A 16,398-nucleotide genomic window follows, 5' to 3' on the forward strand; every position below is an offset into this window, starting at 1 on the left:
CGACAAAGCGGTGGAAATCGTGCAACAAATCAAGGGCGTGAAATCCGTCAAGAACGATATGAAGCTTAAGTGACGTTGACTCTCATCTAATCCGTTAAGGGCTGCGAGGGCAAAACGTGGGCGTCCGTATATGGACTCCACCTATTTTACAACGCTAATTTTGCATAAAAACGTAAACTGCTTGGGTATATACGGCTTCTTGTTGAGGAAGCTACCCTCTAGCCCTAGATGTTTGCGCACCTACCATCCTCTTCGCTTTTGTAGCCTCTAAGGGCTTGCAGACGCCACAGGTTTTGGGCAGGTTGGTCTTACCTTTTATGCAGCGTTATCGTTGTAGATCTCTTTGGTGCTATTTCTAAATTGGTTTATTACGATCTGCCAAGCAGGACAGGTTCGTACGATTTCCCGGTGGACAATAATGCCCAGGCGGTTCTGACCGTCTTATTCGCCAGGGCAATACAGGTACGTTTAACCCCGGCTCGTTTTACTAATTCGATTAACCAGGCTTCTTTGAGCGTTCGGGGCTCACTGGGCAATTTATAAATAACCGATAAGGCGCCCTGATAAAGCGCAGCCCGTAATTCCTTGTTGCCGCCCTGTTTATCGATCCCCGTGAAATACGTTTTACCACCAGAGCTATGTTGCTTTGGGGTTAAGCCAATATAAACCGATGCCTGGCGACCATTTTTAAATTCGCTGCCATCCCCAATATTCGCATACAGCATGGATGCGCAGACTTTCCCAATGCCTTCCAGATCCATTAGCCTCTGGCAGGGTTCTAGCTGACTAACAAGAGCAGCTTTATATTTTTCCGCTTCGGTTAACTGTTCAACGGTTAATTGATATCGCGCCCACAGTAGATCCAGGGTATTTTTGAGGCATGTCGGCAACCGCGTATCCAGGTCATCGAGGACTAGGCCCATGGTTTCTCTTAAACTTTTGCGTCCTCTTCTCACCGTGATTCCATATTCGTACAGGTAAGCGCGAATATGATTATTTAATGCGACCAGTTCTTTGTCTAAAAACTTACGGCTGGTTTCCAGGGTTTGCAGTGACTGCTGCGCTTCTGTTTTTATTTGGCTGAACTTCATGCCGAGCTGGATCGATGCAACCGCAATGGCTAAAGCGTCATTGGCATCTGTTTTATGGCCTTGCAGATAACCTTTGACCTTTTTCGGGCTAATGACGCGTACATCGTGACCATGCTTTTGCGCCAGCCTTGCCCAGTAATGACAAGCACCACAGCCCTCCATCGCAACAATTGACGGGACCGTTTTGGCTAGCAACTCTTTTAACTTGCTGGGGCTAATGGCTTTGTTGGAGATTAGCTCACCGTGTTAATCTATCTTACATACCTGGATGACATGCTTTGCTAAATCAATACCAATTACGTTAGACTTTTTCATTGTATGGACTCCATTGTTTTCGTCGACACCAGCCTACTGAGGTAGGTTGGTGGAGCCCATACATCGCTTATGGCCGAAGGTCGTCTCTGAAGTAGCTAACTTGTGTGTCCGCTTTGGAGAAAGCCGATTCTTAAATCCATAACACCAGTAGCCTGGTTCGATCCAATATAAATACTCACCTGAAGACGAAATTTTTCCGCATCAGGGCTGAGATCTACACCTGGCAGCTTATCTTTTTAAAACTGGACGCCGGCAGCAACAAAAACAAAATCTCGGCCATCATCGATTTCTTCTGGATCGCTTATGTGTCGAAGACCCATGCGAAAGCGAAACCCACCAAGGCTGTACTGGATACCGCCTTGTACTTCGGCTACCGAGTTAGTGGCCAATAACGGGACCTCATCTTCGAGGCGCCCTACCCCGCCTGAGATGAAAAATAGCTCGCTTTGGACCCCAATATAAATAGAGACATATTCCGTATCCTCCATATCAGCGGCACGAAGACCAAAATATATACCGCCGTCTGATTCGATCGATAGTGAGTCGATAGTCACGTCGGGGTCAAATTCTCCAAATACTTTGCGGCTCTCGCCGGAATCCACAAAAATCGTTGCAGCATTGGTGGCCCCCATCATTACTAGAAATAACAAAAAAGCAGTGATCCTCATGTTGCCAGCTCCATCTAGATAGTTAATGTAGTAAATTAAGATATTAACCAAAAGCGCACGGGAAGTATAAACGACCATATATTACATAACCACAAGATACCCGGGGCTATTTCTGATGCAAACGGGCGCCCTCGGTGCAGAGCGGGCCTGAAACATCAGAAATATAGTTGAGTCTGTTTGGCTTTCTCTGAAACTCTACATGTTTTAACAAAAAAACGCTCGATCTTAGTTGGATTCGAGTTTTTCCGTTTCAAATTGATTACCGAATTGCCTGAACCTTTATAAATAAAAATATACGAGGGTCTGCAAATGGCCGATGATTGCCTCCCAGGTCAGCTTATCGAGCGTCTCCTTTGGAGAAGGCTGACCCTGAAATCTCCAATATTAGCGGTAGAGAACGACCCATAAGAGACGCTTACAAAGATTAGGATTGTGGTTGTATGTACCTGGCATAGAAGTCCTGCGTTTGCTCGGTATTAATCACCGCTGTCAATTCATTAACGAGTCCTCTATCCATCATCGAGATTAATCCTGGTACTTGAGTGGTAGTCTTTCCTGAATTGATCTATTACCGTATCATCTTCCATCTTATCCCCCCCAAGTACTGTCATGGCTGCCTTGGCAAGCGCAATACTTGCTTCTAAATTTTCAGAGACGGCTAACCGTGCGCCTTGTTTTTGCAATGTCTGGCAGCGTTCTTTATCATGCGCTCGGGCCAAGATATTCAAGTCCGGAAAATCACGGTGAAGAGTTGACACCAGGTGTTCTGCTGCCTGAAAGTCATCAACAGTAACAATGACCAGTTCCATGTCTGCTATACCTAGACTATGCAGGACGCTGGGCTGCAAAGCGTCGCCATACACTACAGACCGGCCTTCGTTGCGCTCTAGCCTGACTACCTCGGCCTCATGCTCGACAGCGATATACGCCAGGCCTCGTTTTTCGAGTATCTGCCCTACCCTGTGTCCCACTCGTCCAAAGCCAATTACAAGTATCGATGCCGGTTTCACGAACGATTCTGTTAGTTCATCCTCGATAATTTCGCTGCCAGGTTTGGTGACCAGCCGATGGGCGATGCGAGCGAGGGGTGGGGTTGCGAACATACTGAGTATCACTATAACCAGGAGTTGTTGAAACAATTCCTCGTTAATCAAGGTGGCATTGAAAGCCACCGCAAAAAGTACCAGTGCGAATTCACCGCTTTGGGCTAGCAACAGGCCGATCGCGGGTGCAGTTCCACCCTTTTGCCTAAATAACAAGGCGAATATCCAAAGCAGCGTGGCTTTCGTCGTCATTAGCAGGATAACCATGCCAATGAAATACAGTGGATTTTCAAAGAACGGCAATAGCTCGAGGGACATACCCATCGACATAAAAAACAGGCCAAGCAAAAGGCCTCGGAAAGGCTGAATCTCTGCCACTACCTGGTGACGAAATTCCGAGTCGGCTACTAGAAGCCCCGCTACAAACGCGCCCATGGCCATGGATAGGCCGATTTGTGCCATGAGAACTGCACTACCGAGAACCAGTAGCACTGCGCAGGCCGTAAAAATCTCGGGTGTCCCATAGTGAGCAACGCGCTGAAGTAGAGGTTGAAGCAAATATCGCCCCCCGAGAATTATAAGCGCAAGAATAACCATCGCCTCAATGAGTGCGAGCCCAATATCTTCCTCGATGGTGAGGTCCGCGACTGTTAACAGGGATGCCAGGGCAAGCAACGGCACCACTGCCAGATCCTGGAATAACAACACGGCTACAGATGAGCGCCCATACCTGGAAGTTAGCATCCGTTGTTCGGTTAGCAGCTGTAACACAAAGGCCGTCGATGAGAGCGCCAGGGCAGGGCCAATCAAGATAGCGGCGCGCGGCTCTAGCCCGAAAATAAAGATTGCGGCTACAGAGATAATCGCCCCTGTAACCGTTACCTGGAGTGCGCCCAACCCGAAGACCATATGCCTCATCAACCATAGGCGTGAAGGCTTGAGTTCAATGCCGATAACAAATAGGAGCAACACCACTCCCAGTTCCGCCAAATGGCCAATCTCGACGCTATTGTCGATCAGACTCAGAGCTGACGGCCCAACCACGATCCCGGCAATAAGAAAACCCGGAACGGTGCCGAGCCCAATAATCCGCGATAAAGGCACCACAACGACAGCTGCTACCAGGAGAATTATTATATCTGTGAGATATGCGAGATTCATTGCGACCCGTACGCACCTATCATATTCAGTGAAATTCCATATAAAAGTAAACTTGAAAATAACTGTTCGGCGAATTCTACTTCACGCGACACTTGAAAATCGATTTTTGCAAAATTGAAACGAACTCATCGATTTGATAGCAATTAATGCATATTACCGAACGTCCGTTCCTGGCCGAAGATTGCCTCCTACCTTGACCTGACGAGGGTTCGCTTACGAGAAAGCTGCCGCTCATATTCAATGAATCAGCGGCGATAAACAACCCATAGCGGACTCCGAGACCGGTGAAGTATTGATTGCCGACGACGATTGCGACTAATCCTTAAGTCTGCTGAATAACAATAAGCAGGCTTGTCCCGCCCACTCGGAGGCTGGATTTCTTCTTAAGCTGAAATAGAAAATCCCAATTTGTGTATTCGCAAGGAATACACTAGTTTAGCTCTTATAGTATTTAAGACAAACAGGGCTATGCTGGATTTTCTAGGAACGGTAAACCCGTATGACACCCTCGATGAACGAGATCTTCAGTCGCTTGCGAGTATCGCTATCCGGCGGAACTATAAGAAGAATATGTTGGTTATACAGCAGGGTGATGATACCAACACGATGTTCATATTGATCGAGGGGGAAATGCGGGTTTACGTTGAAGACGAACAGGGGAAGCAGCTAACGATCCGAATCCTCAAATCCGGCGATTTATTTGGTGAAGTTGCGCTGATCGGGGACATTCCCAGAACCGCTAGTGTCGTGACGATAACCGACTGTGTGGTAGCGGCGTTCGCGCGCGAAAAATACCTGTCTTTTCTGAAACAACATCCAGAGATTTTACTTGCGCTCGCTAAAGCCCTGGCCAACATGGTGGGTGATATCACCGAGGAACTCGGCAGTATCGCGTTGTCCGATGTGTATGGCCGCATTACCCACATTTTCGAAAAGTATGCCGTCGAGGCTGAAGATCATCGGCTAGTCCCCAGATTTACCCACCGCGAAATTGCAGGCATGATCGGATCCTCACGCGAAATGGTCAGCAAGATTCTTAAGGATCTCGAGAACGGCAGTTATATTTCGATAACCGATAAGCACTACGTGATCAACAAGAACCTGCCTGCCAACTGGTAAGCCGCAAGGCTTGCCGTCAAGTCACCCGTCAACGACTCCGATTTCCGGTTTGGCGCGACATCACCGAATACGAGTTGGTTGCATCGATAGTAAAACTACCCATTAAATTGGCGATTTACTCCATGCCGACTCGGGTAATTTTTCACAAATACCGGGGTAATCGGTAACAGGGTAATTTATCCCCCTTACCTACAATTGTGCTCAACACGAAACGGAAATCACGGTGAAAGAGATTCAGGATTTACCGGTTCACCAGGGCTTCTAATCAATGACCAATCGGCAATTAAAGATTGCCATAAACCAAGAGGGAACAAGACGATGAAAAAGCGCAATACGGCAAAGCAACAAAAAGGTTTTTTTGATCTGGGTTTTTCGCTGGCGATTTTGGCGCTATTCGGCGCATTTGCCTATGCTGTTACGCCAGATCAGGACGCCAGGGTCGCAGTGCAGCAACCGCAAATTGAGGTCGTGGCTAATTACCAAGAGGGAGAAAGAAGATGAAAAACAAACACATCAAAAACAAAACTTGTGACGAATCACTTCTGGAATACGCCACAACCACCTTCGTACCAATAACAAAGCCCGCAGTTAACGACAGCTACTCTGAAACAAGAAAGGATATGACAGAGGCTGAGGACAACGGGCAGGTTAAACCGGAAAAACGTGAGCGGGTTTATCTGCACTCGATTGGTCGATTTAGCAAGCTTAAAAAGCTGCAGAAGGGCGCTTACGAAGATTAACTGGTTTGCTTAATAATTGGTGAATGTTGGGAGGACATTTGATTAGAGCCGAGAGTCCGTATTTGGCCGAACTGAGATCCTCGGCACCTGCGTTTCAGCGTCTCCTTTGGAGAAAGCAGGCGCTCGAAATCCAGTAATTAGCGGCGATTTACGACCATAGCAGTCACCCGGGATTTTAATAGATTAAATCACTTGGACTCTTCCAACGACGGGGCGTATAAAGTGAATCACAATATACAATGATAAAGCCAAACCCGTCTAAAGACGGGGACGGAAAGCCACGGGTCCTCGCTTCCTCCGAGAAGCCACAGAAAAGCTCCCGGAGGACCCAAGACCGCCGGACTGCCACTTCTATACAACAGTAGAGAGGGGGACGGCTATGAATGTGTCACTGCAAATCGAACCCACTTCAACGAATCGATTGTTAACCTGCTTGGGTTTAGCAATCGATGAGGCTAAGCTGGTAAGGTCAATCATCGAATCCAAAGACTTGGCCCATAAGTTAAAAAATGAAAAGCCGTTGTCTGAAAAACTGCGCCGTTTAAATAGGGAAATAGAGTATCTTGAGGCGAAGTTAGCGAAGGTAAGAAGTCGTGCAAACAAGAGCTAAACATAGCCAGGTATATGCAAAGTGTAGTTTGTGATTTTAATTGTGTGAGGGTCCGCTGTTGGCCGAAGATTGCCTCCCGTCAGGATATTACAAGGGTCCGCTTACGAGAAAGCTGCCGCTCAAACTCGATGCATCAGCGGCACACAGTGCGCGCGCAGCGGGCACCTAGTCCGATCGACTGCATGCGTTTGTTATGCGGTGGAGTGTATTAGTGATTTCAAACAATCTGGTGATCGCTTGCTCATTCTTTACCGCGTACAACTATCTTCCCACCCGCCTGATTGTCATCCATTAGATTATGAGCTTCTACCAACTCCTCAAAATCAAAAACAGCTCCCGTCTTTACTTCTAGCTCTCCTTTCTCAACGAGACCGATATATTCCTGTAGTTGTGTGGACGTCAGATCCGCTGCCTCACCGCTATATGAAGTCAGCTTTACCGCTGTAGGTATATCTCCCATTGGATGGAAGTCATCGAGTACCCATTTTCCACCAAGAATTCCTGTCATACAAACGATACCACCGCGCCCGACACAACGCAGCGAGTCGAGCAAAGTGCTGGCGCCGATTAACTCAAGTACTCGATCATAGGGCTTGCCACGTTCATCTTCGATTTGCTGGTGGATTTCGCCATTGTCGATCCAGACTTCGTCTGCACCTGCAGCTTTGAGTTCACCAATTTTTCCTGAACCGCGAGTAGTAGTACCAACTTCCAACCCGGCGTGCTTGGCCAAGGCCAGGGCAGCCATTCCAATCGAAGACGTTCCGCCCCGAATCAATAGAGATTTCGCTCGATTGATCTCGAGTCCGATATGTAACGACCCGTGAGTGGTCTGAAGCATCTCAGGTAGAGCAGCAAGTTTTTCCCAAGGCAATTGAGTGCGAATCGCGAAAACACACTCATGTGGAACCAAGGTGTATTCTGCATAGGAGCCATCAAATTCACGGCCCATACCGCCCATTATCGCAGCAACTGAGGTACCGGGGTCCAAATCCAAACCGCCCGCGTCCACGATTTCTCCCACGCATTCAATTCCAAGGACGCGCGGAAACTGCACGGTAGGGGAATCTCCTATTCGTGTAAACCACTCTGATCGGTTCAGCCCAAATCCACGAATTCGGATTAGTGCCCAGCCCTTTCGCGGGCTTGGCATTTCCGCGTCCTCAAGTTGAAATTGCTCTGGTCCACCAGCTTTCCGAATAATCCAAGCTTTCATATTGCGTATCGTTGTTCCTTGGTATGTTGAGATTTCATCCTAACCCTTTATCGTTCTGTACCGCATAACAGCACGATTAAAAGGTAGTTGACCTGATAATATATTATGTGTTGCCGGGTTTCCGCTACTGGCCGAAGGTTGCCTCCCAGGTCAGCTTATCGAGCGTCTCCTTTGGAGAGAGCTGGCCATGAAATCTCCAATATCAGCGGCAGAGAACGATCCAAAAGAGACTCTGATATTGCTTCTGTTTAAGGAATCTCTATCCGGTAGCCTGCATAGCTCCAAAGAGTTATATGCGGACTATTTAGAGGCTTTAATGACTGAGCTTGTTTTTAAATCGTCGGGTTAACGGACTGAATGGTTTGTGTACGCTACGCTCATTGATAAGATTTGATGCCAGGCCGGTTTGACCATCGCGAATTGCAGCCTCAATCAACGTCTGAGTTAGAATGTCACGTTGTGCGTTACTGCCTCCGAAACGACAGGCAATAGTACGAATCGGAAATATTTGCGCGACAACCTCGTCATAACGCCCTTCACCAAAAGCGATCATAGCGGCGCAGGCTGGCACCCCGACATCATTCGCCATCATGCGAGTCAATTCAGGATTGTTGACTGCTGCCTGGGTTAAATCCCGATGGACTTCTCTTGCCTCGTTAAGTCTCCCTGCTCCAACCAGTGCCACAATGGCATGCAGATCATTAAACGCGTAGTAACCATTCTCGACGGGCGTTTTACGAGCCCATAGATCCGCAATTGTCTGCCATCGAGAGCCAACATCAACTTCCTGTAAATGCACTCTCCAAAGTAATGCCGAGGCATCAAGCATCTGCATCGAAACATCAGAATCTCCGGGTAGAATTTGCTCGTCGTACAATTTCAATGCACCATCAAAGTCTTCCTGCTCGATATGAAACAAGCCAAGATGCCACCAGTTATGAAACGCGAATCCGTTGTTGGGAGCCCAGTTATCGGTTGTAGACTGCAGGAACTCCTGGCCTTCCTCGTATCGATTCTGCATTTCCATCACATGGGTCAGCGCATGTACAGACCATCCATCGCGCGCTTCGATATCGAGCGCTCCCCTCGCAGCTTCTTCCGCCTTGTCAAACTGATTACATTCTTCGAGACCGAAAGCCTGCATTCCAAGAATATATGAGTAGCCTGGAGTATCCCGGTCCCAATGTCCGATAACCCGGCCAATCCGGTCGCGTAAATTAACCGCATCACCCATCAAGAAGTCGGTCAGATGGGCGCATTGAATCGCCATCGCATCACGGGGATGTTCGCCAAGCACCCGATCCCAGATTACACCCGCCTGATCCCAGCGTCCTTCCATCCAGTTTCGTGCCGCTGCGGTTAACGCCTTTTCCCGATCATTTGATTTACTTGCCAGCGATTCTGCAGTTTCGATACTTTCCTGAACCATTGGCAGGTATTGGCGCTCACTCATCATCAACATGGCACTGGCGTTAAAAATATGACCCATTACAAATTCGGGATCATTTTCGATGGTACTTGTCAGCGTTTCAGTCGGATCACCGAAATAACTCTGGAATTGATAAATTGCCGTCTCATAGTCGTTCAACGATTCGGGTTTACAGCTTGACACAGGTACCCCGCGGGCATCTGTTTGTATTTTTTCACTTGGTACCATAGTTAGCTCCTGAATGAATTTGCTAAAACACAGATCTTTCGGGCCTTACTCATTTTGAATCGTTACGAATTCCGGGGACAGTATACCTATTTAATCCCCATTCTTTCTGATCGAAAAATAACTGTACAGTCCCCGGAATTCCAGAATTAAGAGTATCGGAGGAGAGTCTGCAATTGGCCGTAGTAAGACCAACGGTGCGACGAATATGAGTGTCCGCTAACGGGAAGCAGACACTCATTTACCGCCGGAGGCCTAATCGTCGCTTGGCGGGGCGAACCGTACGCACGCGATGATGAGCTTCGACACATAGTCGGAGGGTTCGCGCGGATCCAGCTTATCACCTGCTTTTGCAACGGCCTCGATTCTGGCCTGCAGATTCGCCAGGTGGGAATCTACAGGATACGCCTCCAGACCTGTTAGCTCGCGAATATCGGGGGAGACATTCGGGTCAGGGGCGAAGTCCAGCCTGCTTTGGTCAACCTGCTTCAACAGGTCAAGGGCTCTTTCCAGGTCGGCCGATAATGGAGTACGCGCCATATTCCTCCTCCTGCGATTCCAGAATTCGGTGACAGTATACCTGTTTGGGTCTCAAGCAAGAGACCTAATCAGGTATGGTGTCCCCCGAATAAGAGATTTTGAAGGAGCTCGATCCCACAATTTTGGTATTATGCTAACCGTCACCCCGGTTATATTGCAAACAGCGTTGACAGATGTAAAAACTATGGCATCCTTGGCGCCATCAGTAACAACATAAAGGGGGTGATCTAGTGTCTACAGAGATATTGGAGAAAGGTTTCGAAACACCAGGAGTAACCGGGACCTGAAGGGAAGCTGAAAGGCTAGTACCCTCTTGATCTGGTCCGGTTTTTCCGGTGGTGATCTCGATGGCCTTTCTCCCAAGTAACTCGGAGGGCCGCCAAATTCAGGCGGCCCTTTTATTTTCCGGCTTGGCAAGCGACCGCATATGACCGCGGGCCGTTTTCTGGATCTGCACCCTGAGGGCCTGCTTCGGAGAAAATCGTTTTTCTTTAGCGAGCCAGGGAAAGCAGCTTAACCTTTGGACAAATTTAGTATGAAGCCCCGCCGCCGTGCGTCGCGGGTTCGACCTAAGTTTCCTGAACATCGTGCGAAACCGGGATTGAACAGGATCGGCACCCAATGTAGTATCTCGCGAATAATAATTAAATTTATACGGAGAGCAGTGATGAGCGAGTTAGTCGGGCGTCTGGAAACGCTTACGTCCAAACAACGAAATCTGATAATAAAGCTGGAGCGTGAGATTCGGCATTTGAAATTGCAGAATCAGGCTTTGAGTAGACGAGTCCAGGACCTGGAAGAGACACACGTGGTGATCGACAGGGAGATTGCGGAGATACCCATTGGCTTCGATCTAATCCCGGAACGTGACCTCAACAGATAGCAGTTTTTAAAAGGGGTATCACCAGGATTGACCCATTGTTCGATGGCGTCATGATTGTTCATTGCAAACGCCTCTTTCCGTTAGCTTACTTACTGGTGAAATATTCGATCGCCCCATCGTGATGTCGGGTCGCAATATAGACCACGCCATCGTAGGAAGTTGACAGCGCGGTAGACGTTCTTGCTGCCAATTCTGCGCGGAATGATTTTTCGGCTGCCTGATTTCCCTTCTGACCATAACTGATTGGCGTACTGTGCAATAACCCCCAGCTGTCGACGGCACCCACGCGTCGAACGGTATTATCGAGCAACTTCAGCATGATTTCCTTGCGCCCGTCGGCCTCCAGGTCCACGAAATCATCCATTGCCTCGGCGCCGGGCAGTACGCGAAAAAAAGCAGACAGTATATTCTTGTCGACATCGTACTTGATCGTGGTGAGACACAAATCGGCTTCGTCCGAGTTCACGTTTTTAACCACATTATTGCACTTGGCTGACTCATAAAGTCGAAACAGAAACATGTCGAATGCCGTAGCTGGCGTTTGCATCATTTTTGTTATCGCCGGACCGGTTTGCGCAAAAACCGGTTGCGCTAACAGGATACCGAACAGGATTATCACGATTTTTTTCATCTCTAAGCTCCTTTGCCGCTTTTAGTCGCGGGGTCAAGTATACGTGATCAGAGAGACCGGCAGGACTCAGGGATTATGCAACCATTCGTAGGGTCCGAACGGGTCGGGCCGGAAATAACAAATCATGCGGGCATCGGGTCCCGCGCGGGCACCCTCACGCCATGGCGCCATGCCATGCAACACCAGCCGATGCGCAAGGAAAGCCTCACCCGGTCGCGCATGGATCTCAACACGATTGCAGTCGGTGAAGGCCTGCTCACGGGCCGCATGATAAACCTCGGTTACATCCTGCTCACCCCACTGTTCGACCGGGATACCGCTAAAGCGGGCAGTAAAAATTTCACGCATGATTTCGTGAGAACCCTCCCAGACGACAAAGGGTGACGCACCGGCATCGAATTCCACCAGCGGAAGGCCCAGGATAAATCCGTGATGCTCGCGTAAGTGCCGACGACGCTGCGGGCCTTCAGGCAACAAGCCGTCTACGTGGGCCGCGTCGCGCTCGCGCCGGTAACGCGTTTTGGCCGCGGATTCGCCCGCCATTGGTTTTGGATATCCCGGGTAACAAACCGAAACCTGGGCACGGTCCCAGGAAAAATGTGTCAATTCAAGTTTTCTGCCGATGAATTCGACTGCGCTGCCACGCAGGGCACCACTGCTATCGACAGCACCATTTTCGTCATTCGACAGCGCATTTACGCCGGCGAACCATGTCCCCTGGTAACGCAGCCATTTTTTCTGTTGCGGGTCGCGCAAGCATGCGCGCGCCGGTGCCAGTGCGGCATTGATCCAGCTATGTAATTCTGGGTCATGATCAAACCGGCACCAGCCCCGGGTAAAGAATTGCTTCGCGAGATTGCGCATGGTGTTGCCGATGCTATCATGCCTCGATCAAGACTTTGAATCGGCCGGAACATGAGTGATTCTGACAAAACCCGCATCGCCGGCCTGCCCTGCTGGCAAGCTGCGATCGACATCGAACCGTTGAGCGGCGGCATGACCAATCTTAACTACAAGGTAACCGACGGTGACGAGCAGTACGTAGTGCGTTTCGGCGAGGATGATCCCGTTCATCTCATTTCCCGCGCAAATGAAATAGCAAGCTGCCGGGCGGCTTTCGAAATTGGTGTCAGCCCGGAACTGGTGCATCACGAGGCAGGTATCCTCGTGGTCAGGTTTATCGAGGGCAAGGTATTTGACGAGGCCGATGTGCGTGTCGATCAAAACCTGGAACGTATCGTGGCGCTGTTGAAACGATTCCACCACGAACTCCCCGGGCACTTCAGCGGAGTGGCGGTCATGTTCTGGGTATTCCAGGTACTGCGTCACTACCACAACCTGCTGGTGCAGGGTAAAAGTGCCCACGCCGCACGGCTACCCGGACTCGCCACCATTGGAGCTGAGCTCGAAGCGGCGGTCGGACCGGTTGAAATCGTGTTTGGCCATAACGATTTACTGCCCGCCAATTTTATCGATGACGGTGATAAGATCTGGCTCATCGATTTCGATTACGCTGGTTTCAACAGCCCTCTATTTGACCTGTCAAACCTGGCATCGAACAATGAACTGAGTGACCTGCAGGAAAGGGCAATGCTGGAACAGTATTTTGATGTCCGTCCGGACCACGCAACACTCAGCAGTTACCACGCGATGAAATGCGCCTCGCTGTTACGCGAGACCATGTGGTCGATGGTCTCGGAACTGAACTCGCGCGTGGACATGGATTTTGCCGACTACACGCAAAAAAACCTGATGCGCTTCGAATCGGTATATACCGAATATAAAAACAATTACCATTGAAAAATTCCACCGGAGTCCATTTATGAAACTCGACATCGACTATGTCAGAAAACAATTCGATCAGCTCGCCGATGATCCAGAGTTTGCCTTTGCTTCCAATGCCGGGGGCAGCTACGTCTGCAACCAGGCTAACGAGGTACTCGAACACTATAACCGTCACATGCGCGTACAACCCTATTCGCGTTATTCGCCCTCAGCAGAAGCAGGCAAGGCGATGGACCGGGCCCATGCCGGCTGGGCGCAGGCACTCAATATCCGGCCCAGCGAGCTGACCATCGGTCCTTCGACGTCAATGAACACCTACGTCATGGCGCAGGCGATTGGCGACATCTGGAAACCGGGCGATGAGATCATCGTGACCAACCAGGACCACGAAGCCAATAGCGGGGTCTGGCGGCGCAAGGCGATTGAAAAAGGCGTCACCATCCGGCAATGGGAAGTGGAGCCCGACACCGGGCTGCTCAATATCGAATCACTGTTCCCGTTGCTGCGCGACAATACGCGCTGGGTATATTTCACGCATTGCTCGAATATCGTCGGCACGGTCAACCCGGTTGCCGCAATCGTCAAGACCATCAAGTCGGGCAGCAACGCACGGGTATTTATCGACGCAGTTGCCTATGCACCGCATCATATTTCAGATATGAAAGCGCTCGACGTCGATTGCTACGCGTTCAGCCTTTACAAGGTCTATGGCCCGCACCAGGGCCTGCTGTACGTTAACCGGGACGTTCACGGCGATTTGACATCGCAGGCTCACTATTTCAACAGCAGCAATCCGGCCAAGGATTTTGCCCCCGCCGGCCCGCAGCACGCCCAGATCGCCGGTTGTGCCGGGGTCCTGGATTATTTTGACGAACTGCACCAGCACCATTTCGGCGTCAGTGAAGAAAAACGCAACACCAAACTGGAGCAACTCCACCAGTTGATCGTGCAGCATGAAAACGAACTGGCGGCGCCGCTGCTCGAGTTTCTGCATCACCATGCTGACGTGCGCCTGCTCGGCAAAACTCATACCAGGGACAATGATCGCGCACCGACAATTGCATTCCAGCCGCTCAAGCAGAGCGCGCAGTCAGTGACCCACAAACTGCAGGATCTGGGCATTGGCACCGAGAACGGCAATTTTTATGCCCACCGATTGATTAGCGACCTCGGCATTGACCCGGATGATGGCGTGGTCCGCCTGTCACTGGTGCACTACAGCAATCAGGATGAGGTGAACCGCATTTTACGGGCATTAGATACCGCACTATGAAGTAACGGTGATTATCCTGACACTGTGCAGTCGTACTCAAAAATGACCACCTGTTTGCGCGACCTGATCCTGATAGTCAGTATCGTCGCGTCGTCTATCGCGGTTGCGCAAACCCCACCCAGCGATATCGAAATGGAAAAATATCGTGTTTTATTTCGCGCCGTACTAGAACGCGACACGGGCACGCTTGAAGAGCTCTTGAATTCGGGCGCGGATACCGATCGGCGTGATAGTCACGGACGCAGTGCGCTTCATGTAGCCGCTTATTTTCAGAATCACGCAGCCATGCGACATCTGGTGGCAGCCGGCGCTGATGCGAATGCGCTCGAAGACGATTTTTATGACATCGTTACCATTGCAGCCGTCGCTAATGATCTCGCGACCATGAAACTGGCGCTCACGCTGGGCTGTCGCGCCGACAATGTCACCAGCCGTTATGAGGGCACCGCATTGATTGCCGCAGCACATCTCGGGCATTTCGCCGTCGTCGAAACTTTGATCCAGGCTGGTGCGCCGCTCGACCATATTAACAATCTGAACTGGACCGCGCTGATCGAAACCATCGTGCTCGGTGATGGTGGTCAGCAACATATCGCAACGCTCAAGGCCCTGGTCGATGCAGGTGCGGACGTCAACCTGGCTGATGGCAGTGGCAGCACACCACTGCAATTAGCACGCAGGCGTGGCTACCAGAGTATGGTTAAAATCTTGCTGGATGCGGGTGCGAAGTAAAACGGGTTGGGCAAGGACGGTTAAACCGGCGAAGATGCGGCCGCCTGAATCCTGTTGCGACGTGCCGCCACCGCTTCGCGGTGCGTAAGGTAGCTGATCGCGCCCACGATCATCAGGGCACCGGCAATAACCCAGTTATCCGGAATCTCGTCAAACAGCCAGTAACCAAATAAGATTGCCCATACCAGCTGCAGGAATGAAAGCGGCTGGGTAACCGTCAATGGAGCGTATGCGATCGCGCGCGTAAGCGCATAGTGTCCGGTGGTGGCAAACACGGCGACCAGCGCCAGCCAGCCGATTTCGATCCAGGTCGGTTCGCGCCAGTAGTAGATGGCGCCGGGCAGCAACGCCAGGGTGCAGAAAATCGTCAGCATCACCAGGATATCGCCTGAATTCTCGCTACGGGTCATGTGCTTGGCGAGCAGGAAGGATCCGGCAAAACAAAATGCCGCGATCAACTGCGCCAGCGAACCGGCCTCGATCGTCTGAAATCCGGGCCGCAGAATGATCAGCGTACCCACAAAACCGGCGACGATCGCCAACATGCGACGCAGTCTCACTTTTTCATGGAAAATCAGGATTGCACCGATCGCGGTAAACACCGGGGTCGAAAAGCCGATTGCGGTCACTTCTGCTAGCGGAATACGCGCCATCGCAAAGAACCACAACATCACGCCGACGCCGTGTACGATTCCGCGGTAAAAATAAAGTTTGAAACTGCCGGGTCTGATCCCGCGCCAGCGCATGCGCCACAACAGCGGCAGCACCAGGATGAGGCCAATCGAATAGCGGATAAAAGCGGCCTGTACCGCGGGCATATCCGTGCCCAGGTGGCGCACCAGCACGGTCACGGCGACAAACAGCAGCCCCCCGGCTACCATCCACAGGCAGCCCAGTAGATTTGATTGTTGCGGCATAGCCTGGATTGGAACATCAT

16 protein-coding genes, 1 pseudogene and 1 riboswitch are annotated in these 16,398 nt (G+C 50.5%); of the genes and pseudogenes, 8 read left to right on the top strand and 9 right to left on the bottom strand.

Features of this window, described 5'->3' with window-relative positions:
* Positions 1 to 368: 368 nt before the first annotated feature.
* The 3 genes and pseudogenes from OES20_11640 to OES20_11650 all read right to left on the bottom strand — a co-directional run bounded on the left by OES20_11640 (position 369) and on the right by OES20_11650 (position 4,278).
* Positions 369 to 1,406 (bottom strand): annotated as a pseudogene (locus OES20_11640) (IS110 family transposase).
* Between the two features lie 236 nt (positions 1,407 to 1,642).
* Positions 1,643 to 2,152 carry a hypothetical protein gene (locus OES20_11645; protein ID MDH3635345.1) on the bottom strand — a complete coding sequence of 170 codons (510 nt, stop codon included), beginning with the start codon at positions 2,150 to 2,152 and terminating at the stop codon, positions 1,643 to 1,645.
* A gap of 431 nt (positions 2,153 to 2,583) precedes the next feature.
* Positions 2,584 to 4,278, bottom strand: coding sequence for a monovalent cation:proton antiporter-2 (CPA2) family protein (locus OES20_11650; GenBank protein MDH3635346.1), 1,695 nt, complete (start codon positions 4,276 to 4,278; stop codon positions 2,584 to 2,586).
* A 468-nt stretch (positions 4,279 to 4,746) separates the two neighbouring features.
* Here OES20_11650 and OES20_11655 point away from each other — a divergent pair, with 468 nt between their 5' ends.
* From OES20_11655 to OES20_11670, 4 genes are all read left to right on the top strand, one after another.
* Entirely contained in the window at positions 4,747 to 5,397 is a 651-nt protein-coding gene (locus OES20_11655; protein MDH3635347.1) for a Crp/Fnr family transcriptional regulator, read from the top strand.
* A gap of 318 nt (positions 5,398 to 5,715) precedes the next feature.
* Positions 5,716 to 5,898, top strand: a complete 183-nt coding sequence (locus tag OES20_11660) for a hypothetical protein (protein ID MDH3635348.1) — start codon at positions 5,716 to 5,718, stop codon at positions 5,896 to 5,898.
* Entirely contained in the window at positions 5,895 to 6,137 is a 243-nt protein-coding gene (locus OES20_11665; protein ID MDH3635349.1) for a hypothetical protein, read from the top strand. The genes OES20_11660 and OES20_11665 overlap by 4 nt, the downstream gene beginning before the upstream one ends.
* Before the next feature lie 237 nt (positions 6,138 to 6,374).
* A riboswitch (cyclic di-GMP riboswitch) is annotated at positions 6,375 to 6,487 on the top strand.
* Positions 6,488 to 6,516: 29 nt separating this feature from the next.
* Positions 6,517 to 6,747: a hypothetical protein gene (locus OES20_11670; protein MDH3635350.1), complete on the top strand. Its 231-nt coding sequence runs from the start codon at positions 6,517 to 6,519 to the stop codon at positions 6,745 to 6,747.
* A 241-nt stretch (positions 6,748 to 6,988) separates the two neighbouring features.
* Here OES20_11670 and OES20_11675 read toward each other — a convergent pair whose 3' ends face one another.
* From OES20_11675 to OES20_11685, 3 genes are all read right to left on the bottom strand, one after another.
* The gene (locus OES20_11675; GenBank protein ID MDH3635351.1) at positions 6,989 to 7,963 is read right to left on the bottom strand and encodes a zinc-binding alcohol dehydrogenase family protein; all 975 of its coding nucleotides are present in this window, start codon (positions 7,961 to 7,963) and stop codon (positions 6,989 to 6,991) included.
* Between the two features lie 313 nt (positions 7,964 to 8,276).
* Positions 8,277 to 9,575 (bottom strand): tetratricopeptide repeat protein, encoded by a 1,299-nt coding sequence (locus OES20_11680; GenBank protein MDH3635352.1) that lies wholly within the window; start codon positions 9,573 to 9,575, stop codon positions 8,277 to 8,279.
* A 297-nt stretch (positions 9,576 to 9,872) separates the two neighbouring features.
* Positions 9,873 to 10,157: a hypothetical protein gene (locus OES20_11685; GenBank protein ID MDH3635353.1), complete on the bottom strand. Its 285-nt coding sequence runs from the start codon at positions 10,155 to 10,157 to the stop codon at positions 9,873 to 9,875.
* A 667-nt stretch (positions 10,158 to 10,824) separates the two neighbouring features.
* Between OES20_11685 and OES20_11690 the strand changes: the two genes are divergently transcribed.
* Positions 10,825 to 11,040, top strand: coding sequence for a hypothetical protein (locus OES20_11690; GenBank protein MDH3635354.1), 216 nt, complete (start codon positions 10,825 to 10,827; stop codon positions 11,038 to 11,040).
* Positions 11,041 to 11,125: 85 nt separating this feature from the next.
* Here the strand turns inward: OES20_11690 and OES20_11695 are convergent, their stop codons facing one another.
* The gene (locus OES20_11695) at positions 11,126 to 11,671 is read right to left on the bottom strand and encodes a hypothetical protein (protein ID MDH3635355.1); all 546 of its coding nucleotides are present in this window, start codon (positions 11,669 to 11,671) and stop codon (positions 11,126 to 11,128) included.
* Between the two features lie 66 nt (positions 11,672 to 11,737).
* A complete protein-coding gene (locus OES20_11700) occupies positions 11,738 to 12,535 on the bottom strand; it encodes a hypothetical protein (GenBank protein ID MDH3635356.1) in 798 nt (265 codons plus the stop codon).
* Positions 12,536 to 12,586: 51 nt separating this feature from the next.
* Between OES20_11700 and OES20_11705 the strand changes: the two genes are divergently transcribed.
* Genes OES20_11705 through OES20_11715 form a run of 3 tightly spaced genes read left to right on the top strand, consistent with a single transcriptional unit; the run spans position 12,587 to position 15,461 of the window.
* Positions 12,587 to 13,471, top strand: a complete 885-nt coding sequence (locus OES20_11705; protein MDH3635357.1) for a phosphotransferase family protein — start codon at positions 12,587 to 12,589, stop codon at positions 13,469 to 13,471.
* A gap of 22 nt (positions 13,472 to 13,493) precedes the next feature.
* Positions 13,494 to 14,729, top strand: a complete 1,236-nt coding sequence (locus tag OES20_11710; GenBank protein ID MDH3635358.1) for an aminotransferase class V-fold PLP-dependent enzyme — start codon at positions 13,494 to 13,496, stop codon at positions 14,727 to 14,729.
* Positions 14,730 to 14,771: 42 nt separating this feature from the next.
* Positions 14,772 to 15,461: an ankyrin repeat domain-containing protein gene (locus OES20_11715; GenBank protein MDH3635359.1), complete on the top strand. Its 690-nt coding sequence runs from the start codon at positions 14,772 to 14,774 to the stop codon at positions 15,459 to 15,461.
* A 20-nt stretch (positions 15,462 to 15,481) separates the two neighbouring features.
* On the opposite strand, the gene OES20_11720 is transcribed toward OES20_11715, so the two are convergent.
* Positions 15,482 to 16,378, bottom strand: coding sequence for a DMT family transporter (locus OES20_11720; protein ID MDH3635360.1), 897 nt, complete (start codon positions 16,376 to 16,378; stop codon positions 15,482 to 15,484).
* Positions 16,379 to 16,398: the final 20 nt, after the last annotated feature.

Source organism: Gammaproteobacteria bacterium (genome assembly GCA_029862005.1).
Taxonomy (GTDB): Bacteria; Pseudomonadota; Gammaproteobacteria.